General features: G+C 40.9%; 14 protein-coding genes. 9 read left to right on the forward strand and 5 right to left on the reverse strand.

What is annotated here, in order from left to right; all coding sequences use genetic code 11:
* Positions 1 to 351: 351 nt before the first annotated feature.
* Positions 352 to 699, reverse strand: a complete 348-nt coding sequence (locus tag H3T84_RS00220) for a helix-turn-helix domain-containing protein (protein WP_198217006.1) — start codon at positions 697 to 699, stop codon at positions 352 to 354.
* A gap of 114 nt (positions 700 to 813) precedes the next feature.
* Here H3T84_RS00220 and H3T84_RS00225 point away from each other — a divergent pair, with 114 nt between their 5' ends.
* Positions 814 to 1,374, forward strand: coding sequence for an NAD(P)H-dependent oxidoreductase (locus H3T84_RS00225; protein WP_198217008.1), 561 nt, complete (start codon positions 814 to 816; stop codon positions 1,372 to 1,374).
* A gap of 261 nt (positions 1,375 to 1,635) precedes the next feature.
* Here H3T84_RS00225 and rnz read toward each other — a convergent pair whose 3' ends face one another.
* Positions 1,636 to 2,553, reverse strand: coding sequence for a ribonuclease Z (rnz, locus tag H3T84_RS00230; protein ID WP_174831613.1), 918 nt, complete (start codon positions 2,551 to 2,553; stop codon positions 1,636 to 1,638).
* 2,624 nt (positions 2,554 to 5,177) lie between these two features.
* On the opposite strand from rnz, the gene H3T84_RS00240 reads away from it, so the two are divergent.
* From H3T84_RS00240 to H3T84_RS00260, 5 genes are all read left to right on the forward strand, one after another.
* Positions 5,178 to 5,984: a DUF3304 domain-containing protein gene (locus H3T84_RS00240; protein ID WP_198217010.1), complete on the forward strand. Its 807-nt coding sequence runs from the start codon at positions 5,178 to 5,180 to the stop codon at positions 5,982 to 5,984.
* Between the two features lie 643 nt (positions 5,985 to 6,627).
* On the forward strand, positions 6,628 to 8,319 hold the full coding sequence (locus H3T84_RS00245) for a glutamine--tRNA ligase/YqeY domain fusion protein (protein ID WP_100126241.1): 1,692 nt from the start codon (positions 6,628 to 6,630) through the stop codon (positions 8,317 to 8,319).
* Positions 8,320 to 8,448: 129 nt separating this feature from the next.
* Positions 8,449 to 10,605, forward strand: a complete 2,157-nt coding sequence (yccS, locus tag H3T84_RS00250) for a YccS family putative transporter (protein WP_198217012.1) — start codon at positions 8,449 to 8,451, stop codon at positions 10,603 to 10,605.
* Positions 10,606 to 10,796: 191 nt separating this feature from the next.
* Positions 10,797 to 12,362 (forward strand): glycine betaine/L-proline transporter ProP, encoded by a 1,566-nt coding sequence (proP, locus tag H3T84_RS00255; protein WP_084585094.1) that lies wholly within the window; start codon positions 10,797 to 10,799, stop codon positions 12,360 to 12,362.
* Positions 12,363 to 12,642: 280 nt separating this feature from the next.
* Positions 12,643 to 12,963: a GIY-YIG nuclease family protein gene (locus H3T84_RS00260; RefSeq protein WP_198217014.1), complete on the forward strand. Its 321-nt coding sequence runs from the start codon at positions 12,643 to 12,645 to the stop codon at positions 12,961 to 12,963.
* Between the two features lie 37 nt (positions 12,964 to 13,000).
* Here H3T84_RS00260 and H3T84_RS00265 read toward each other — a convergent pair whose 3' ends face one another.
* Positions 13,001 to 14,017 carry a L,D-transpeptidase gene (locus H3T84_RS00265; protein WP_174833957.1) on the reverse strand — a complete coding sequence of 339 codons (1,017 nt, stop codon included), beginning with the start codon at positions 14,015 to 14,017 and terminating at the stop codon, positions 13,001 to 13,003.
* Positions 14,018 to 14,134: 117 nt separating this feature from the next.
* On the opposite strand from H3T84_RS00265, the gene rlmD reads away from it, so the two are divergent.
* From rlmD to H3T84_RS00280, 3 genes are all read left to right on the forward strand, one after another.
* Entirely contained in the window at positions 14,135 to 15,448 is a 1,314-nt protein-coding gene (gene rlmD / locus H3T84_RS00270; RefSeq protein WP_198217023.1) for a 23S rRNA (uracil(1939)-C(5))-methyltransferase RlmD, read from the forward strand.
* A gap of 161 nt (positions 15,449 to 15,609) precedes the next feature.
* Positions 15,610 to 16,185 carry a YceI family protein gene (locus H3T84_RS00275; RefSeq protein WP_198217025.1) on the forward strand — a complete coding sequence of 192 codons (576 nt, stop codon included), beginning with the start codon at positions 15,610 to 15,612 and terminating at the stop codon, positions 16,183 to 16,185.
* A gap of 333 nt (positions 16,186 to 16,518) precedes the next feature.
* Positions 16,519 to 16,974, forward strand: coding sequence for a GNAT family N-acetyltransferase (locus H3T84_RS00280; RefSeq protein ID WP_198217027.1), 456 nt, complete (start codon positions 16,519 to 16,521; stop codon positions 16,972 to 16,974).
* An 84-nt stretch (positions 16,975 to 17,058) separates the two neighbouring features.
* Here the strand turns inward: H3T84_RS00280 and H3T84_RS00285 are convergent, their stop codons facing one another.
* Both H3T84_RS00285 and H3T84_RS00290 read right to left on the reverse strand, forming a co-directional pair.
* Complete coding sequence (locus tag H3T84_RS00285) at positions 17,059 to 17,820, reverse strand: peptidyl-prolyl cis-trans isomerase (protein ID WP_037474436.1); 762 nt, start codon at positions 17,818 to 17,820, stop codon at positions 17,059 to 17,061.
* A 54-nt stretch (positions 17,821 to 17,874) separates the two neighbouring features.
* Positions 17,875 to 18,741: a SurA N-terminal domain-containing protein gene (locus H3T84_RS00290; RefSeq protein ID WP_198217035.1), complete on the reverse strand. Its 867-nt coding sequence runs from the start codon at positions 18,739 to 18,741 to the stop codon at positions 17,875 to 17,877.
* Positions 18,742 to 18,774: the final 33 nt, after the last annotated feature.

Raw genomic sequence — 18,774 nt, forward strand, 5'->3', positions numbered from 1 at the left:
CTTATATTAAAAATTTATACACATAAAAATACCGCTATATCAATAACACAATAAACTTCAGATAAACAAACAAACTGATTATGCAAGGATTCCGTATAACTGCATCGATATCAGCTCTCACATTGATGCTAAAGTTTAAATATAGTCTGATATATTGATTTATATATCTTTGCTGCGTACTGTAATCAACAGTGGAATAAAGATCAGGCAAAGAAATACAATAAATAGAATTTGATAATTTGAAGCTTCCAGGATTAAACCGCCAAGATAAGTTCCAATCCCTCCGCCACCAAATTCTGTCTTTAGTCATATAAATACGCCGACAATGTCGGCAGATAAAGTTTTTTCAGATTATGATAATGGGTCATTTTTATGATTATTTCCCCATTGGCAAAGCATATCTAAAATAGGAACTAAAGATTTACCTCGTTCTAATAACCCATATTCCACTTTAGGTGGAATTTGCGGATATTCTTTTCTAAAAATTAATTTATCTTTTTCCATCTCTTTTAGGGTATTACTCAGTGTTTTAAAAGAAATATTATTAATGCTTCGTTTAAGTTCATTAAATCGCATTGAGGGTTGATTTTCGTTTAACCAATAAAGAATAACAATTTTATACTTACCTCGAATCATTGAGAGTGTGTAATTAAATCCACTATCCTCAAAATGATCTTCGGCACAATGATGATTTTCCATGTTGATACTTTCCATAAAGATAGTACATAACAGTAATTACCGTACTTCAAAATTAATCGTATTAATATTAGTATGACTTAATTATTGATAATAATATAGATGGAATATTTAACAATGAAACGCACTTTAGTGATTGTAGCTCATCCTCACTTAGCCTCTTCAAGTGTTAACCGATGTTGGGTTAATAGATTAAATCAGTATCATGAACAAGTAACCATACATGATTTATATTCTTACTATCCCTCTTATAAAATAGACTCTAGTTTCGAACAAAACTTAATTGAAAATCATCAAAATTTGGTAATTCAATTTCCGATATATTGGTTTAATTGTCCACCATTATTAAAACAATGGTTAGATGACGTTTTCACTTACGGATGGGCATTTGGTGCCTTAGGCGATAAATTAAGAAGTAAAAAAGTAGGTTTAGCTGTTTCGGCAGGTATAAAGAAAGCAGACTATTCTCAAACAGGACATTATAAATATACACTTGAGCAAATTCTCAGCCCCTTTGAATTAACAATAAATTACGTTCAGGCTGATTATCAGCCCATTTTTGCAATTTATGGCGCAAATAATGAGCCAGACTATCCGGATAAAATTACACAAAAAGATATAGATAAAAGTGCAGATGATTATGTGAATTGGATGAAAAAATTAGGAATGCTAATTTAAAACAGATCATTCAAGTTTATCCAAGCTTATTACTAAATAAAATCTGCTGTGGACAAAAAATAAGAAATATACAGCATATTTCTTATTTTTTCTAAAGTAATGGGTATTTAATGATTTTATTCTGAATATAAAATGAAACGGTATAGACTCCTGAATATTTTTTACAAAATCTATAAACTTCAGGCTCAATTAGCTTTTCCTGCGAAATTTTATTACTAATTGAAACATCAGAAAACTAGCCGATAATGTCGGCATATTTTTCTATACTTGGAACGTGGCAAAATCAGTTGCGATTTCGGTATGGATAAAAATGCTCTTAGCCTCATTAACTAATTTGGCATTGTCATTGAGAGAATATCGAGGGCTTATATGCGTCATAATCAATCTTTTAACATTGGCTTGTTTAGCAATCGTGGCTGCATGAACAGTGGTAGAATGACCATGCTCAATTGCTTTTTGTCCTAATGCATTTTCATGCGTTGCTTCATGGACAAGTACGTCAACATCTTTTGCTAATTCAATTGAAGCATCACAGGGTCCTGTATCACCTAAAATAGCCAATTTTTTCCCTTGTTTAAAATCACCAAGATAATTACGACCATCAATGACACGGCCATCGGCTAGTGTTACTGTTTTACCTTCTTTTAAATAGGCATAATGTGGACCAGGATTAATATTATCTTGCTGTAATTTGTCGATATCTAAGACAGGTGGCGAATCCTTTTCAATAACACGATAACCAAAACAAGGTACCCGATGCGCTAATAATTTGGCTTCAACCTGAAATTTAGTATCTTCAAATACCAAACCATCTTGATCAAGTTCAATAATGTTTAAAGGATAAGTTATCCAAGAATAACTAATATCAATCACAGTTTGAATAAATTGTTTGATGCCTTTAGGGCCAATCAAAGTTAGTTCCGATTGATTTTGGGTTAATGAACGTGTAGTTAAAACACCCGGTAAACCAAACAGATGATCACCATGCAAATGTGTTATAAATATCATCTCTAATTTGGCTAAGCTAAATTTTGCTTTCTGCATTTGCATTTGAGTTGCCTCACCACAATCAAAAAGCCATAATCGGCCTCTTTCTTGTCGGAGATCGAGCATAATACTACTTACATTGCGCTCGGCGGTTGGTGAACCTGAGCTTGTTCCTAAAAAAGTTAGTTTCATAACTATATCAATCTTTTGTTGAATGTCTTATTACATACTAAGAATAACAATATATAACTTTATTTTTATGCAATAACAATAAGTGGAAAAAATTTTATAACAGTTACAAACAATCAGACCAATAAAGATCAAGTTGTTTTGTTCGTTGAAAATTTAGTTCAGCTAAATAAGTGTATTTTAACATATTTAGAGCATTACCAATTGCTCTACCCCCTAACGAATAAGTAAAGTCACACTGTAAATCACGATATTTAATCAATTCTTTATTAGATTTTTTTAAGTTTATTTTTTGCAATTACCGATGTACTCTTTGTCTTCATACCAATTTGAAAGTACATTAAAAAATTTCTGCTGCGATTTATTTAACTCAGCTTGACTGATATAAAAAATTTTTTTCTAAACATTTAGTCAATTCTGCTTCTGAAGAGGAGTAATAGAATCTATCGATATAAATCAAATCTTCATCAGCAAAAATTAAATATAATATTCAATCTGTTGAGTCTGAATTAGCATTGCTCAATATGACTAATCATTGCTATGCTGTTTGTTTAATTTAATAACAAACAGGTTTGGTGCAGATAAAATAGAGCAACCGCATTCAACCAATTCAGTTGCTGACGATTGTCAGCTATCTTTCATTAATTAAATCTGTAGGCCAGAGAAACTGATATTGTCTTTTGTATCTGTAGAGTGAGCATTAAATGTCCGGAAGAAAAATATTCACTGCAAGCCGAATTATCCGGCTGAGCTTATTATTGCTGTTGTCGGCAACTGCGATCACCTCCTGCGAAGAATACGTTGACCCTTATGCCGGCACGACCGGCAAAAAACAATCCTATTCCGTGGCGTCCTGATAACATCGCCACAAATCATAGCCGGATAGTCACCATAAAATCATGGTTTTACCGATAATTGCACATTCACTTTGTAGCAAATTCTTATCTAAAACCATCAACACATTCTGATAAAGGTAATTTCTTCATAAAACATAACTAGTCGGTTTTTGTGCCACTATTAGCAAGCACAATCACCATTCTGCCTTCAAAATATTGGTATAACCATCTATATATTTGCCATTCATATTAATAAAATATATTCCTTCTTAAATAAAATAAGTATTTATAATCAATTTCTGTCAACAAAATAATTAACCAGGAAAAATCCACAAGAGTAATAAATTACTCTTGTGGCTAATCATTCAAAAACCTGCCATAGCTGTCTATTAACTAAAATACTATAAATATAAAAATCGATAGACGATTTGTATCAATAGCATAACAATACCAAATACTAAAGATAGCAATCCTATATATTGGATCGGAATTTCGCAGAAAGTGTATTTAATGTCTTTAACTTTGATGTAATTTTTACCACTAGAAATTATAAAAGGGACAATAAACTCTTTTTTAAAATTTAATTTTAATCCCAGATAATATATGAATATCCCATAAACTATCCAAAGGATAGGCATAAAAAAATAATAACCAATTTTGGCATGTGAGCCATAAATATCGCTGAAATCGGGATAGATACTATCAGTAAGTATCATAAGGATTAGCGTCAATCCTAGATAGCTAGTTAACAAAATCCAACCGGCTTTTGTTGCGGGAATAATCATAGAGTTAATAATGTTTATGCTAAGTATTTTTCACCAATTATGAATGCTAAAGCACCATATTGCAATAAAATGCTTTTTTAATATAACGATATGAATAGTTATTAAATTTTCTTTATATCAATGGTTTTGGGGATTGCTTATGTGATCTCAAGTTTGGGCTTCAGACGATTAATAGTTTTGTTATAGGCGCAGTATCAATAAGTTTGGTCGTAAATCATTTGTATTTTTAGGTGGTTTATTTTATATAGAATTTTTGCCAAAAAAGCCAATTCTGGATTTGAGAGACATTCGGCAGTAATACCATTACACCCTCCGCTACTATATGCCGGTGATGATTTTGGTAAAATAAAAAATATTATTGTCTATTTTTTAGCCTGTAATCAATTGTATATTATAATAGAAGAAGACAGAAATATTCCGATGCATTACCAGCTGTTTGCGAAAAATGAGAAACTTTGTACACCATGCCCTATAGTAAAAACATGGCAGATTACCGGCGTAACAAAGCTAAAATGATGCAATCAAAAAAGAACGTAACAATATCCCGCAGGTAATCCTGCCGGAATATATAAAGGAACTGGAGCAGCAGGGCAAGCTGCCGGTTAGCAGTAAATAAGTTTTGCAGGTTAGCAGTAGTCGCCGGCTAGTATTTTACCAATGCAAATAAGCTTGCGCATGCAATCCTGAACTGTTCCATTTGTAAAAAAGCTGGCTGATTTAGCCATAGCCGGAATCTCCTGAAAATAACGCCATTGTTCCTCTATTGTGCAGTGGCGTTTTATTATTCGCAGTATAAATATCGGTTTGAATAATAAAAAATTCTCGTTTCTGCGCCAGATATTGGTAATATCATTACATAAAAACTGACAGATGTAAGCGGTACCGTCAAAAGGGTGATAACAAAAACCGGAATAAAGGGGGAAGGTACAGATGCAGCTATGAAATCAATTATTAAATACAACAATGCAGTAATCACAGCGTTTAATCTGAGAATAGTGAGAATCAAATGTGTAGAAGAAAAATATTTACTGTAAGCCGCGTTATCCGGCTGAGTTTATTGCTGCTGTCAGCAACTGCGATCACCTCCTGCGGAGAATACGTTGACCCTTATGTAGGCATGACCGGTAAAAAACAATCCTATTCCGTGCCGGTTGAGGTTCTTGTATACACTGACGAAAATATTTCCGGCGGTTCAATTATTTCCGGCGGCTCAACGAGAAATTTTTTCAGTGATTCAACCAATGATGGCTGTATTCCGAATACCAATGGTGTTGATGATGATGAAGTAGGTAAAAAGCGTTATGGTGGCGGTTCTTGTGGAGCAGCTTATCTTCCGATGAAATGGAAACCGGGAATGATGGTGCGTATCAATTGGAGGGTGTCACCATATCCAGAATGGCATGCCAGAGGATTGAATCTTTCAGATCCTAAAGAAGCAGCTATTCTTAATCAGTATGATGAAAACTATTCAGAAGTAATACCGTTGCCACCTCCATCGGCATTTGCAGGAAATCATTCTGGTAAGGCAAAAAATATCACCATCCATTTTCTGGCCTGTAATCAGATATTGATTGATTACGGCACCCGGAAGGAAAGAACACCGGAAGTGGTGAAAAAACAGTTTGAACTATTTGCGAAAAGCCAGAAATTATGTACCCCGCGCCCATCCATCAAATCCATGGCGGACTACCGGCGCAATAAAGCTAGGATGGATGCAATCAAGCAGGAACGGGCTAATATTAAGCAGGTAATCCTGCCGGAATATATAAAGGAACTGGAGCAGCAGGGAAAACTGCCGGTTACTGGTAAATAAGACAACAACTAGCAGACTTTAATTTTTTATCTGTGGCTGTGTGCTGAAAAACAAAAAAAGTGAGAAGCAAATGTCCGGAAGAAAAATATTTATCGAAGGCAGACGATATGATTATTGTATCTGCAGAACGGATAATATACTGAGCTGATTATGCAATTTATACGCTGTATACGGAAATGCTGTACTGCTGTTGTGCCTGTTTATAACGTTTTGATGTATTCATACGGTTTGCGGCGAAGCATGCGGACTATTGATAACGGATTGATTATTACAGCCATTATACTCAAGATATAGTTTAAACTTTCTTGCTGATTTATTTTCTTACATGATGGCAGTCCTTTGGCTTCGGCCGGCTCATGCCGGATATTTTATGTCATTGTGTGGTGCCCGCTTGCGGGCATGAGACACGGATGTTTTAGCAGACAGGCATACTGAATACAGGTAATCGGTAAATTATTGTTTGTATTTCATCTGATTTGGTTTAGTATTTGCTTAATTATTACTAAACTGTTTAATTGATACGTTTTTGGTTAGTATAATTGTATATTGCTTATATAAATTGGGTATATAATTATTACCTTTTAGTTGGTGTTTTCAGGCGTTTTTATTCTGCAAAACACATTTGCACATATTCAGAAGAACTATGCTTAATAAAGATCAGTTTGCCGATAATCATTTTATACGCTCTATTATTGAGGAAGACCTGCAAAGCGGGAAATGCCGGCAGGTAATTACGCGTTTCCCTCCCGAACCTAATGGTTATCTGCATATCGGCCATGCTAAATCAATCTGCCTGAATTTTGGTCTGGCTTATATTTATGATGGTTTGTGTAATCTGCGCTTTGATGATACGAATCCTGAGAAAGAATCGGATGAGTATGTGCGCTCAATTAAGGAAGATGTGCAGTGGCTGGGTTTCCAGTGGCATGAGGAACGTTTTGCTTCAGATTATTTTGAACGTCTGTATGAGTATGCGCTGGAGCTGATTAAAGCAGGTAAGGCCTATGTGGATGATCTGGACGCTGAAGAAATGCGTCAGTATCGCGGTACGTTAACGGAGCCGGGTAAAAACAGCCCGTATCGTGAACGTACGATAGAAGAGAATCTGGATTTGTTTGCCCGTATGCGCAATGGGGAGTTTCCGGACGGCAGTAAAACGCTGCGGCTGAAAATTGATATGGCTGCGGGCAATATTAATCTGCGTGATCCGGTAATCTACCGTATCCGCCGTGTGCATCATCATCGCACTGGTGATAAATGGGTTATTTATCCAATGTATGATTATACGCATGCGATTTCGGATGCGATTGAAAATATTACCCATTCGCTGTGTACGCTGGAATTTGAATCACACAGGCCGCTGTATGACTGGGTGGTGGAGAATATTACGATTGCGCATCAGCCACATCAGTATGAATTTTCACGGCTGGAACTGCTGTATTCGATTACTTCCAAACGCAAGCTGAATCAGCTGGTAGTGCAAGATCATGTGTCCGGCTGGGACGACCCGCGTATGCCGACTATTTCCGGTATGCGCCGCCGTGGTTATACGCCGGAAGGGCTGCGTCTGTTTGCCAAACGGGTAGGTATTTCCAAGAGCGAAAATGTGGTGGATATGAGTGTTCTGGAAGGTGCTATTCGTGAAGATCTGGAAAGTGTGGCACCACGGATGATTGCGGTGCTCAATCCGATTAAAGTTGAGCTGATTAATTTTGATGAGGCGGTAACGCAAAGCCGTGAAGCACCTTTTCATCCGCATCATCCGGAAATGGGCGAGCGTCTGATACCGCTGACGAAAACGATTTATATTGAAGCAGACGATTTTGCGCTGGAGCCGCCTAAAGGCTGGCAGCGTTTAACGCCGGGCGGTGAAGTGCGCCTGCGTTACAGCTATGTGATTAAGTGTGAGGAAGTGGTGCAGGATGCGTCCGGTCGGGTGGTGTCGCTGAAATGCTCGATAGACCATGACACGCTGGCTTCTAAGCCGCAAGGACGTAAGGTGAAAGGTGTTATTCACTGGCTGTCTACTGAACATGCTGTGCCGGCTAAGGTGCGGCTGTATGACCGGCTGTTTACTGTGGAACGTCCGGATGCAGTACGCGGTGATGATGGTCAGTATCGTGATTTTACTGAGTTTCTGAATCCGGCCTCGGTAACAGAAATTGATGCACTGGTGGAGCCGGTAGCAAATACGCTGGCACCGGAAACGCGCTATCAGTTTGAGCGTCTGGGCTATTTTGTGACTGACCGCTATGACCATACTGCGGAAAATCCGGTATTTAACCGTACTGTAACTTTACGTGATACCTGGCAGGCGCAGGCTGAGAAGAAATAATTGTGTCTGTATATGGAAAACCGGCTTTTTGAAGCCGGTTTTTTTTATGCTGTAAATAATCTGTCAGGTTTATCCGGCAGCTTGCTAAAATAGGGCAGGTTGTGTTTTCTGGTCATTAGAGGCGGTTTGATGCGAACAATTCCGGTACGTGCAGGTTATCTGGCCAATTTACCAATGCTGCTCAGTATGATGCTGGCGGCACTGTGGGTATGGTATACGGGCAATACGGCAGAAAGTACGGCGCTGTTTCTGGGGATTATTGCCGGCGGGCTGGTGGATCTGGATGATGGATTCACCGGCCGTTTACGCAATCTGTTTTTTACGCTGATACATTTTTCTCTGGCCGCTACTGCGGTGCAGTGGACATTCGGGCATCCGCTGGCGTTTTCGCTGCTGATGGTGTGGGCGGCATTCAGTATGACGATGATGGGTGCTATTGATGTGCGATACCGTACGATTGCTTTTGGTACGCTGCTGGTGATGCTGTATACGGTGCTGACTTATTCGCCGCTTTTACCCTGGTATACCAATCCGATTATGCTGGTTTGCGGTACCAGTTTGTTTAGTCTGTGTACGCTGGTGCTGCATCTGCTGTTTCCCAACCGGCCGGTGCAGGACAATCTGGCCGGCTCTTTTGCCAGACTGGCCGATTATATGCTGGTAAAAGCTCAGTTTTTTGACCCGGATGAGGTGGATTTGCTTGCAGAAAGGGAACTTGAGCTAGCAATGAAAAATACGGCGGTGATTAATGGTTTTAATCAGTGCCGTACTGCTTTGTTTTATCGTCTGCGCCGGCAGCACCGGCAGCGTAGTATTGGTATGCTGCTGCAATATTATCTGACTGCACAAAATATCCATGAACGTATCAGTTCGCGCCATGTTGATTATGCGGCACTGGCGCATAAGCTGGCACATTCTGATTTAATTTACCGTATTCAGCGCCTGATTGTATTACAGGCGCAGGCTTGCCGGCAGATGAGTGAATGCCTGCAGGAAGATAAGCTATATGCATTTAATCTGATGCTTCAGCGTGCCGGTGAAGGTGTACAGCAGGCTGTGGCACGTTATTGTGCAGAACATGGCAGTGATGAGGATTTACCGGGTTTACAGCAGCTAACGGCTAATATTCTGGCGATTAATGAGCAGCTGTTGTGGCTGGAACAGGTAAAGAATAACAGTAAAGAACAAAACATCGGTGATTTGCAGATTGCCGGGCTGGATGTTGACCGGATACGCGATATTCTGCCGGCATTAAAAGCACATTTTACTTTTCAGTCGAATGTGTTGCGCCATGCTGTGCGTCTGGCCATTCTGACTGCTGTTACCTGTGTGGTGGTTGAAAGTTTCCATCTGAAAATGGGTTACTGGATTTTGCTGACCGGGGTTATTGTCTGTCAGCCGAATTATTCGGCAACAACAGCCAGGCTGAAACAAAGAATTGTGGGTACGCTGCTGGGGGTAGTAGTTGGTTCGGCATTGCCCTATTTTGTGCCTACGCTGTCTGGCAGGCTGATAATTGTGGTGGTTAGTACGGTGCTGTTTTTTGCATTCAGGGTTCGCCGCTACAGTTTCTCCACGTTTTTTATTACGGTTCAGGTACTGGTGGGTTTTGCGATTATCGGTATGGATACGCAGTCAGCCATGCTGTCACGCTTTACGGATACGATTCTTGGCTCAGTGCTGGCGTGGTGTGCAGTATCGTATTTGTGGCCGGACTGGCGTTATCTGACGCTGGGGCGGATTGCCGGGCGCGCCTTAAGCAGTGACGGTGTCTATCTGCGACAGGTAGCGCAGCAGTTGCAGAACGGGCTGAGCGACGATGTTGTTTATCGCGCGGCGCGACGCAATGCACACGAGCTGGCGGTTACGCTGAGTAATACTGTAGCTGATATGTCGATGGAGCCAAAACGTTACGGGCAACATCTGGCTGAGGGTAAAACCTTGCTGCAACTGAATTATGTATTGTTAAGCTGTATTTCTGCACTGGGTGCGATTCGTGCTCAGGTAGATCGCCTGCGTCCACAGCTGACGCCGGAACAGGTGCAATACTGGATGACAATTGCCGGCAGTCTGGCAGAATTGATGGAGCAGAAACCCGATTCTGCACATTTTCAAACTGAATGGGCGGCTTTGGCAGAGCAGTTAAATGTGAGCAGGCCGCTGCCGGATGATGATGTGGTTGAAAAGGTATTATGGCGGCAATTGCATCAGATTCATGTACAGCTGCCACTGTACAGGCAGGCTTTGCGGGCTGATGCCGGAGCAGGCAGGATAGCGGCTAAGTAATGCGGCAAACAGGCTGTGAAAGTGAATTAATAAACTATGAAAAATCGGGGTGGAATAAAATAATTGTAGCACAAGTGCTCTTTTATCGATTATGCTGTAGATAGTTTTCTTTAAAATTCAATTACAAAGCGTTTTTCAGACGCATGTTATAATTGAAATATCATTTAAATATTAATAATGAGAGGATTATCATGACAGCTGTTAATAAACAAAATGAGGCTTCTTCTCATGTTCCACCACTGATTCCTACTCAGAACGGAACGCTGGAATTACACGATATCACTATTGTTGACCAGAATAAGCTTAAAAAGGCCATTTCTGCCGCTGCACTGGGTAATGCCATGGAGTGGTTTGATTTTGGGGTATATGGTTTTGTGGCTTATGCGCTGGGACAGGTATTTTTTCCATCTGCTTCGCCCAGTGTGCAGATAATCGCCGCATTGGGTACCTTCTCCGTACCATTTCTGGTGCGCCCGCTTGGTGGTGTATTTTTCGGGATACTTGGCGATCGCTTCGGCCGGCAGAAAGTATTGTCGACTACCATTATTATTATGGCACTCAGTACTTTTTGTATTGGTCTGATTCCATCGTATAACAGTATTGGTATGTGGGCACCTGTGCTGTTGCTGTTGTGTAAGCTGGCTCAAGGGTTTTCTGTGGGCGGTGAATATACGGGAGCGGCTATTTTTGTCGCGGAATATTCACCCGACCGGCAGCGCGGTTTTCTGGGCAGTTTTCTGGATTTTGGTTCAATCTGCGGGTTTGTGCTTGGTGCAGGGCTGGTGGTATTGCTGGAAAATATTATGGGTTCGGCACATTTTCTCTCGTGGGGCTGGCGCATTCCGTTTTTTCTGGCTGCTCCTTTAGGTCTGCTGGGCTTGTATTTGCGCCATGCTGCGGAGGAAACTCCGGCTTTTCAGCAACATCTGGATATGATGGAAAAGGCCGAGCAGGAAGACGTTGGTAACCGGCCTCAGGTTTCGTTTAAGAAAATTATGCAGCGTTTCTGGCCTACATTGCTGGTGAGTGTCGGGCTGGTGTTAACCACAAATATCACTTACTACATGCTGCTGACTTATATGCCCAGCTATCTGTCGCATAATCTGCATTATGGTGAAGATCGCGGTGTGCTGATTATTATTGCGATTATGATTGGTATGATGTTTATGCAGCCGATTATTGGTTTTGTCAGCGATAAAATCGGACGTAAGCCATTTGTGATTGGCGGTTCAATTGCATTGCTGATTCTGGCTATTCCGTGTTTTCAGCTGATTACCAGTGGCAAAGTAGGGCTGATTTTTCTCGGGCTGTTTATTCTGGCGCTGATTCTGAATTCTTTTACCGGTGTTATGGCTTCTACGCTGCCGGCACTGTTTCCTACTCGTATCCGTTACAGTGCTCTGGCCAGTGCATTTAATATTGCAATTATTATTGCCGGTTTAACGCCGACTATTGCCGCTGCGCTGGTGGATGCTACTAATGATTTGTTTATTCCGGCTTATTATCTGATGCTGGTGGGAATTATCGGTATTGTTACCGGTATCTGCCTGAAAGAAACGGCCAACCGCCCGCTGCGCGGTGTGTCTCCTTCTGCTTCGAATAAGCAGGAAGCGCGAGAGCTTCTGGTGCAGACTTATCAGCATATTGAGCAGAGTGTGGACGATATTGATGCAGAAATTGCCCGCTTACAGGAGCAGATAGGCGAGCTGGAAAAGCGTAAGCAGCAATATATTGATTTACATCCGAAGCTGGAGTAACCGCTTTAGCAGAGATGAGTTAGTGATTAAATCATTAATGTTTATCTGTGAATGAACATTAATGGGTTTTATGTTTAATCTGTAAACTAGCTGATAATTTGTACGGGGTAATTGATTTGCTCTGAATATTGATAAGTATGAATGTGCGTTCAGCTATTTGCTATGATATTACTGAGTGGTTAAAGTTTTGCTTATAAAATAAATATCTCAATTTAAGTGAGGATTTGATTTTGTCTGAAATGATTTTTCTCAGATATTAGATTGCAGGTTATTCAAAGAGATGAAATTAGTGTTACCTGATTGTGTTCTGGCTGTATTACCTCCTTTACCACAGCTAAGGGCTGATTGGGCGGTGTATTTACTGTATTGTACTAATGGTGCATTTTATTGCGGTATAACTAACCGGCCGTTACAGCGCTGGCAGTTGCATTGTGCCGGAAAAGGAGCCAGATATACACGCATATATCCGCCACTTCGGATGCGTTTGGTTTGCCAGAATATTAATAAAGCCGCTGCAGCACGATGTGAATATCGGCTAAAGCGGCTTAAGGCTGCAGACAAAGCAGTTTTATGGCAGCTACTGGAAGATTTTTTTCCCTGAATTAAGTACAGATATGATTAAACTATCTGGTATTTTGTTACATTAATGCATCAAAGCCCGGCTCGGAAGAGGGCGGAATAGTTTTGACCGGAACCCGCTGTGCCGGTGCAGATTGTTCCCTGGCCGGTGTGGTAGCGGATGGCTGTAACGGGGTAATATTTTGCCTGGGTGATTCATCCGCATCTTCATCCACTTCAATATTATTGTTTTCTGGGGTGATTACCTGTTTAGGCTTATTATTTGCTGGGTTAACGTGTTTGAATCCGACAATTTTGCCTTGACCACTAGTCCATTGCAGTGAGCTTAGTTTGCCGCTGACTTTGGTTTTTCCGGCACTGCAGGTGAGGCAAATCAATGTATTGGCTGGTTTGCTCAGAGCGTTATTCAGGCGTTGCTGATCGATGTGCAGCTGATGTTGTTGTGCCCAAGAGCTAATGCTTTGGTTGAGCAATTTTCTATTCAGATTACGTTTGTTATAAGGGTCACGGTAAACAGCAATCCAGATATCATTTTGTTCATCTGTATTGACTGATGCCTGCTGGTAAATAACTGCTGCATCGGCGCCGCTTTGTACTGCTGCGGCAAAATCCAGTGCATTCGGACTGCGTAAACGCACACAGCCATGGCTGCGCACACCGGGCACGCTGCTGGGTACATTGGTACCGTGAATGCCAAGCCCGAGTCGTGGTTCACCAAGACGAACAAATACCGGTCCGAGTGGATTATTCGGGCCGGGTGGTACGGATTTCTGTACAGCTTTACCGCTGGCTGCCATTTCTTTCTGGATACTGAGCGGAACACTCCAGGTAGGCTTGTTTACTTTGGCACCAATTTTGTATTCACCCAATGGTGTTTGTGTACTGGCTTTACCTACTGTTATAGGGTAAGTTTTAATTAATTCTCCGTCCTGAAACAAAAATAGCCGCAGTTGCGGAACATTCAGGATAACCTGCTGCCCCTGACTGGGCACAGCATAGTCCGGCATAGGAATTGCAGCATATGCACTTGTAGTGATCAAAGTAGTGGTCAGCGCATAAAGTATTGGTTTTAACATTATTCTGACAATCCAGTGTGGCAATATGAATATAATAATAACGTAATTTGTCTGTAATGTGATAAATTAATTACAATTAAATTTATTTATGGCCATTATCCGGCTTGAGGTTATAGTTTGGAACAGCAGTTTACGGCACAGATTACTGACTGGAATCAGGAAGGGCGTGGTGTTGCCCATGTTGACGGTAAGGCGGTTTTTATTGAGGAGGCATTACCGGGTGAAGTGGTGGAGTGGCAGCCGGTACGGATAAAAAAATCCTATACTGAAGGCAGAATCAGCCGAATACTGATGCCCGGTATTGCTCGTGTGCAACCACCTTGTCATTATTATGCTGATTGCGGGGGCTGTAATAGCCAGCATATTGAATTTACTGCGCAGGTGGCACTAAAACAGCGTGCGTGGTTAAGTCAGATGCAGCGTCTGGGCAAGGTTTTGCCTGATGAATTGGTGCCGCCTGTTTATGGCTTAGCATGGCATTATCGCCAACGAGTGCGATTACATGCAGTCTATGATAAAGGCCGGTTAAAGCTCGGTTTTCAGGCCAGGCAAAGCCATTCAATTGTAGATATTGATTATTGTCTGGTATTACCCGAGGTAATATCGAAAGCTTTAAAACCAATTAAGCTTTTTTTACAAAACTGGTCTGCAAATACGGTTAAGGGCATTATGCTGCATCAGGGTAATGATGCTATTGCACTCACTATACAGGCTGATGAGTTAAACCAGGCCAAGCGTATGCAGATTGATAGTCTGCTGCAACAGTTACAGCAGCAAAGCGGTTATGTGTGGCAGTGCTGGTTACAAAAAGGTAATAAAACCACTTTAATATCTTCATCTGCGACTTCGGTTCTTGCTTATCGTCTGCCCGAATATCAAATTGAGATTCCATATCAGCCGGAAGATTTTACTCAGGTTAATCATGCGACTAATGCACTTATGGTACAGCGGGCAATGCAATGGTTGCAGCCATGTGCCGGCGAGCGGATTATTGACTGGTTTTGTGGTTTGGGGAATTTCAGTTTACCGATTGCACGGATGCAGGCAGAGGTGTTGGGTATTGAGGGTGTTGCTGCTATGTGTCAACGTGCTGCGCGTAATGCCAGGCATAATGGTTTGGCCAGGCTTGTGCGTTTTCAGCAGGCTGATATTTTTGCTATGAACAGACGGCGTTTATGCAGTTTAGGTTATGCACATAAATGGTTGCTTGATCCGCCACGCGCGGGCGCTCAGGCTCTGATACAGTCTTTAAATGAAATTGAAGAGCGGTTGTTGCCACGACGGATTGTGTATATTTCCTGCGATCCGGCTACTCTGGCACGAGATGCGGGTTTACTCGTTAAGCGCGGTTATTATTATCGTGCCGGCGGTATTATGAATCTGTTTGCGCAAACTGCACATGTTGAATCTATCGCAGTCTTTGACCGGTAATTATTAATTGTAAAATAGATAAAATTATCCGGTTAAAGATATATTCATATATCGGAATTCTTTCCCATTAAGAAATAATATTTTTACTCTTCGGGATTTTTTTGTTTGAATATTCACGTTAATATTGCAGCCGTCAGACAAATGTTTAGAGGAGTTTATTGATGAATAAATTAGCCAGTATTTTGATGGCAGCTCTGCTTGGAATAACTGTACCGGCGGTTGCTGCGGATTATAAAATTGATCCGTTGCATACCAATGCCCGTTTTACGCTTGATCACTTTGCGACTTCCAGTAATGTAGGCGGTTTTTATAATCTTAATGGCAAACTTCAATATGATGCAGTTTCGAAGACAGGTTTTGTAGATATTACTATTCCTCTCAGTACTCTGGATACTGGTCGCAGTGAATTCACAAAACATCTGCAAAGCAAAGCTTTTTTTAATGCTGCACAATATCCGAATCTGCATTTTGTTTCGAATAACTGGGTTTTTGATAATAAGGGTAAAGTCAGAGCCTTGCGCGGTCAGTTAACGATGGTCGGGCAAACCCATTCTGTTACGCTCAGAGCGACTAAATTTAATTGTTATAAAAGCCCTATGAATCAGGCCCAGGTATGTGGCGGTGATTTTGAGGCCATTATTGATCGCTCACAATGGGGAATTAATGAATATCTGACTGCTATGCCGGCCAGTCGTTATGTTAAACTTAACATTCAGATTGAAGCAGCCAGACAGTAAGTGAATTGAAAAAAATTTACGCGGATTATCTGCTTTACTGCAGATAATCCGTTTTTGATTTATAGCAGACATATTTTAAATATCTCATATTTTGATTCATATGATTATTTAAATCATTGAATTTTTTCTGGTTTTTGGGATTAATTATTCATTAAACAGGTACTTCTTTCGATAAAAGTAAAAGAGCAGAAGTCGGGATTAGGGAGCGGGAACTGTGGTATTGTTAAGAAGCTAATTTGAGTATGTTACGTTAGCGTATTTTAGATTTTGTGATTAAGGCTAAGGCGTGAATAATCATTTATTCATTATTAATATGAAGGGATGGAAGTAGTTATGTGGTGTATTAAAAACTTTGATGAGATTTCATCACATGATTTTTTTCACATTGCCCGCTTGCGTATTGATACTTTTATCGTGGAGCAACAACGCGTTTGTTCTGAGCTGGATGACAGGGATTTGCAGGCTAAACATGTTTACTACCAGCGCGACGGGAAGATACTGGCATATGCAAGGATGTTTCTGGCAGGAGAGCATTTTACATTTAGTCGATTTGTAACGCATTCATCCGTACGCGGCACCGGACTCGGAGACCAGCTTGTTAATCTGATTCTGCATTATGCTAGGAATCATTATGCTGAATATCCGGTCAAAATAGAGGCGTACCGGCAGGTTCTTAAATTTTATCAGCGACATAATTTTCAGATACAGGGAGCGCCTTATATTACTGACGGAATACCCTATGTAGAGATGTTGTATCAGCCACAAAATAAGCAGGCGAATACAGATTGAGAATTGTTCAGAGACTGATCGACAGAGTGATTTGTCTTTATCCATAAAAAACCGGTACTGTGTACCGGTTTTTGTTCAGTAAAATTATTGCGGATCCAGATTAATACCGTTTTTTTGCAAAAGCTGATTAATTTGTTCCTGTACTTTCTGCTGTTTGGCTTGTTCACGCAATTGCTCTTTAATCTGGTCAAATGCAGGTGCGTTAGGTGCCTGACGCATACCGGCCAGTTTCAGCAAAATGTAATGACCATCAATAGTAATGACATTTGCTGAAATCTGACCATTTTTCAATTGAGAAGCTAACTGGGCAAATTCAGGCGGCAATTGCTGAGGATTCACCCAGTTGCTGGCTGGCGCTTCCGGATTAACCTGTTTGTACAGTGTTTCGTAAGCCAGGCCTTTTTTCAGTTTGGTTAAACCTTCTTCAGCCGCTTCTTTGCTTGGAAAAACAATTGGCAGTAAATTTATTTCCTGACTGACCTGACTATACTGCCGGCGCAGATCGCTGTCTTTTATTTCAATGTTAGCAGCCAGATAATCTACGTATTGGGCGGCATAAAATTGTGCCTGCACATTTTGCCATGCTGCCTGAGTTTCGGGTTGTTTATCCAGTCCGGCTTTAATGGCCTCAGCTTTTAATAAATCAGCTGTTTGCAGGCGCAGGGTAATTTCTTTCTGAATTTCTGCCTTATCCGGTACCGGAGCACCTGGCTGAGCCTGCATCTGACGCTCAAACTGTTTCAGCATAACGTCAATACGCTGGCTGTCAATTTTGGGCGCATCAGCAAAAGCGAGTCCGGCTGCCATGATACTTAAGCCGGCTAGCCAAGGAATGCTTTTTTTCATGTTGAGTATTCCTTATTTCTGTTCTGATTAATAAAATAACTCAGAATTAAATTATTATTTGATAGAAGCATTTTTGTACAGTTGCTCAATATGTTGGGCTATTAAGGCATTTTGTAAGCGACGTGACAGAATAGGCTCCATTTCTTTCTGACTTGGTAGTTTAACATTGCGCTTATCATTTATATAGAATACAGCATATATATTGCCGTTACCCTGTACCGGCGTAGTAGTATACTGCCCTTTTTTCAGATCTTTAATGGCGTTATAAACCGGGGCAGAACTTTCCTGCAGATCTTTAAGAGAAACGAAACCTTTAGCAATACCGCCATTATCGCGTCCGGCAGGATCAATCGTGTATTTTTTGGCTACAGCGCTGAAACTTTTTTTCGCTGTTAACTCATTAATAGCCTGATTTGCTGTATCTGTATCTTGGGTTAGAATTTCACCTAGTTGCACTTCCTGTGTGCCACTGTAGTATTTTACCATGTCCTTATATGCATTACTTACATCCTGAGATTTTACCGGATTGTTTTTTGCTATGCTGACCTGGTAGGCTTGAGCCAGCAGTTCGTCTTTGAAGAGTGCCCATTCTTCTTTGAAACCCGGTTTTTTATCATCGCCCAGTCGTTTGATTTCTGCCTCAGTCTGACTCAATGCTTTTAAATATTCAGGATCTTTGTCCAGATTCTGTTTTCTTGCAGCCTGAATCAGCAAAGTACGAATAATCAGGCGGTCAGTGATATTTTTACGCAATTCGGCCGAATCCTGGATCTGATTCTGGCTTTCCTGTACCAGTAGGGCTACCTGACTATCGACTTCTTTACTGTCAATTTTGGTTCCGTTAACAGTAACTACAGTCTGAGCAGCGGCAATGCCGGTTAGTCCGAACATGATGGCAGCAGCAATAAGTTGTTTTTTCATGGTTAACTCTCTTTTTAGTTTAAGTAGATAAAA

This window comes from Snodgrassella sp. M0110, assembly GCF_016101465.1.
Taxonomy (GTDB): domain Bacteria; phylum Pseudomonadota; class Gammaproteobacteria; order Burkholderiales; family Neisseriaceae; genus Snodgrassella; species Snodgrassella alvi.

Coding starts and splice junctions, on each gene's coding strand:
- H3T84_RS00220 (WP_198217006.1), bottom strand. CDS start 699: ATGGAAAATCATCATTGTGCCGAAGATCATTTTGAGGATAGTGGATTT.
- H3T84_RS00225 (WP_198217008.1), top strand. CDS start 814: ATGAAACGCACTTTAGTGATTGTAGCTCATCCTCACTTAGCCTCTTCA.
- rnz (WP_174831613.1), bottom strand. CDS start 2,553: ATGAAACTAACTTTTTTAGGAACAAGCTCAGGTTCACCAACCGCCGAG.
- H3T84_RS00240 (WP_198217010.1), top strand. CDS start 5,178: ATGTGTAGAAGAAAAATATTTACTGTAAGCCGCGTTATCCGGCTGAGT.
- H3T84_RS00245 (WP_100126241.1), top strand. CDS start 6,628: ATGCTTAATAAAGATCAGTTTGCCGATAATCATTTTATACGCTCTATT.
- yccS (WP_198217012.1), top strand. CDS start 8,449: ATGCGAACAATTCCGGTACGTGCAGGTTATCTGGCCAATTTACCAATG.
- proP (WP_084585094.1), top strand. CDS start 10,797: ATGACAGCTGTTAATAAACAAAATGAGGCTTCTTCTCATGTTCCACCA.
- H3T84_RS00260 (WP_198217014.1), top strand. CDS start 12,643: ATGAAATTAGTGTTACCTGATTGTGTTCTGGCTGTATTACCTCCTTTA.
- H3T84_RS00265 (WP_174833957.1), bottom strand. CDS start 14,017: ATGTTAAAACCAATACTTTATGCGCTGACCACTACTTTGATCACTACA.
- H3T84_RS00275 (WP_198217025.1), top strand. CDS start 15,610: ATGAATAAATTAGCCAGTATTTTGATGGCAGCTCTGCTTGGAATAACT.
- H3T84_RS00280 (WP_198217027.1), top strand. CDS start 16,519: ATGTGGTGTATTAAAAACTTTGATGAGATTTCATCACATGATTTTTTT.
- H3T84_RS00285 (WP_037474436.1), bottom strand. CDS start 17,820: ATGAAAAAAAGCATTCCTTGGCTAGCCGGCTTAAGTATCATGGCAGCC.
- H3T84_RS00290 (WP_198217035.1), bottom strand. CDS start 18,741: ATGAAAAAACAACTTATTGCTGCTGCCATCATGTTCGGACTAACCGGC.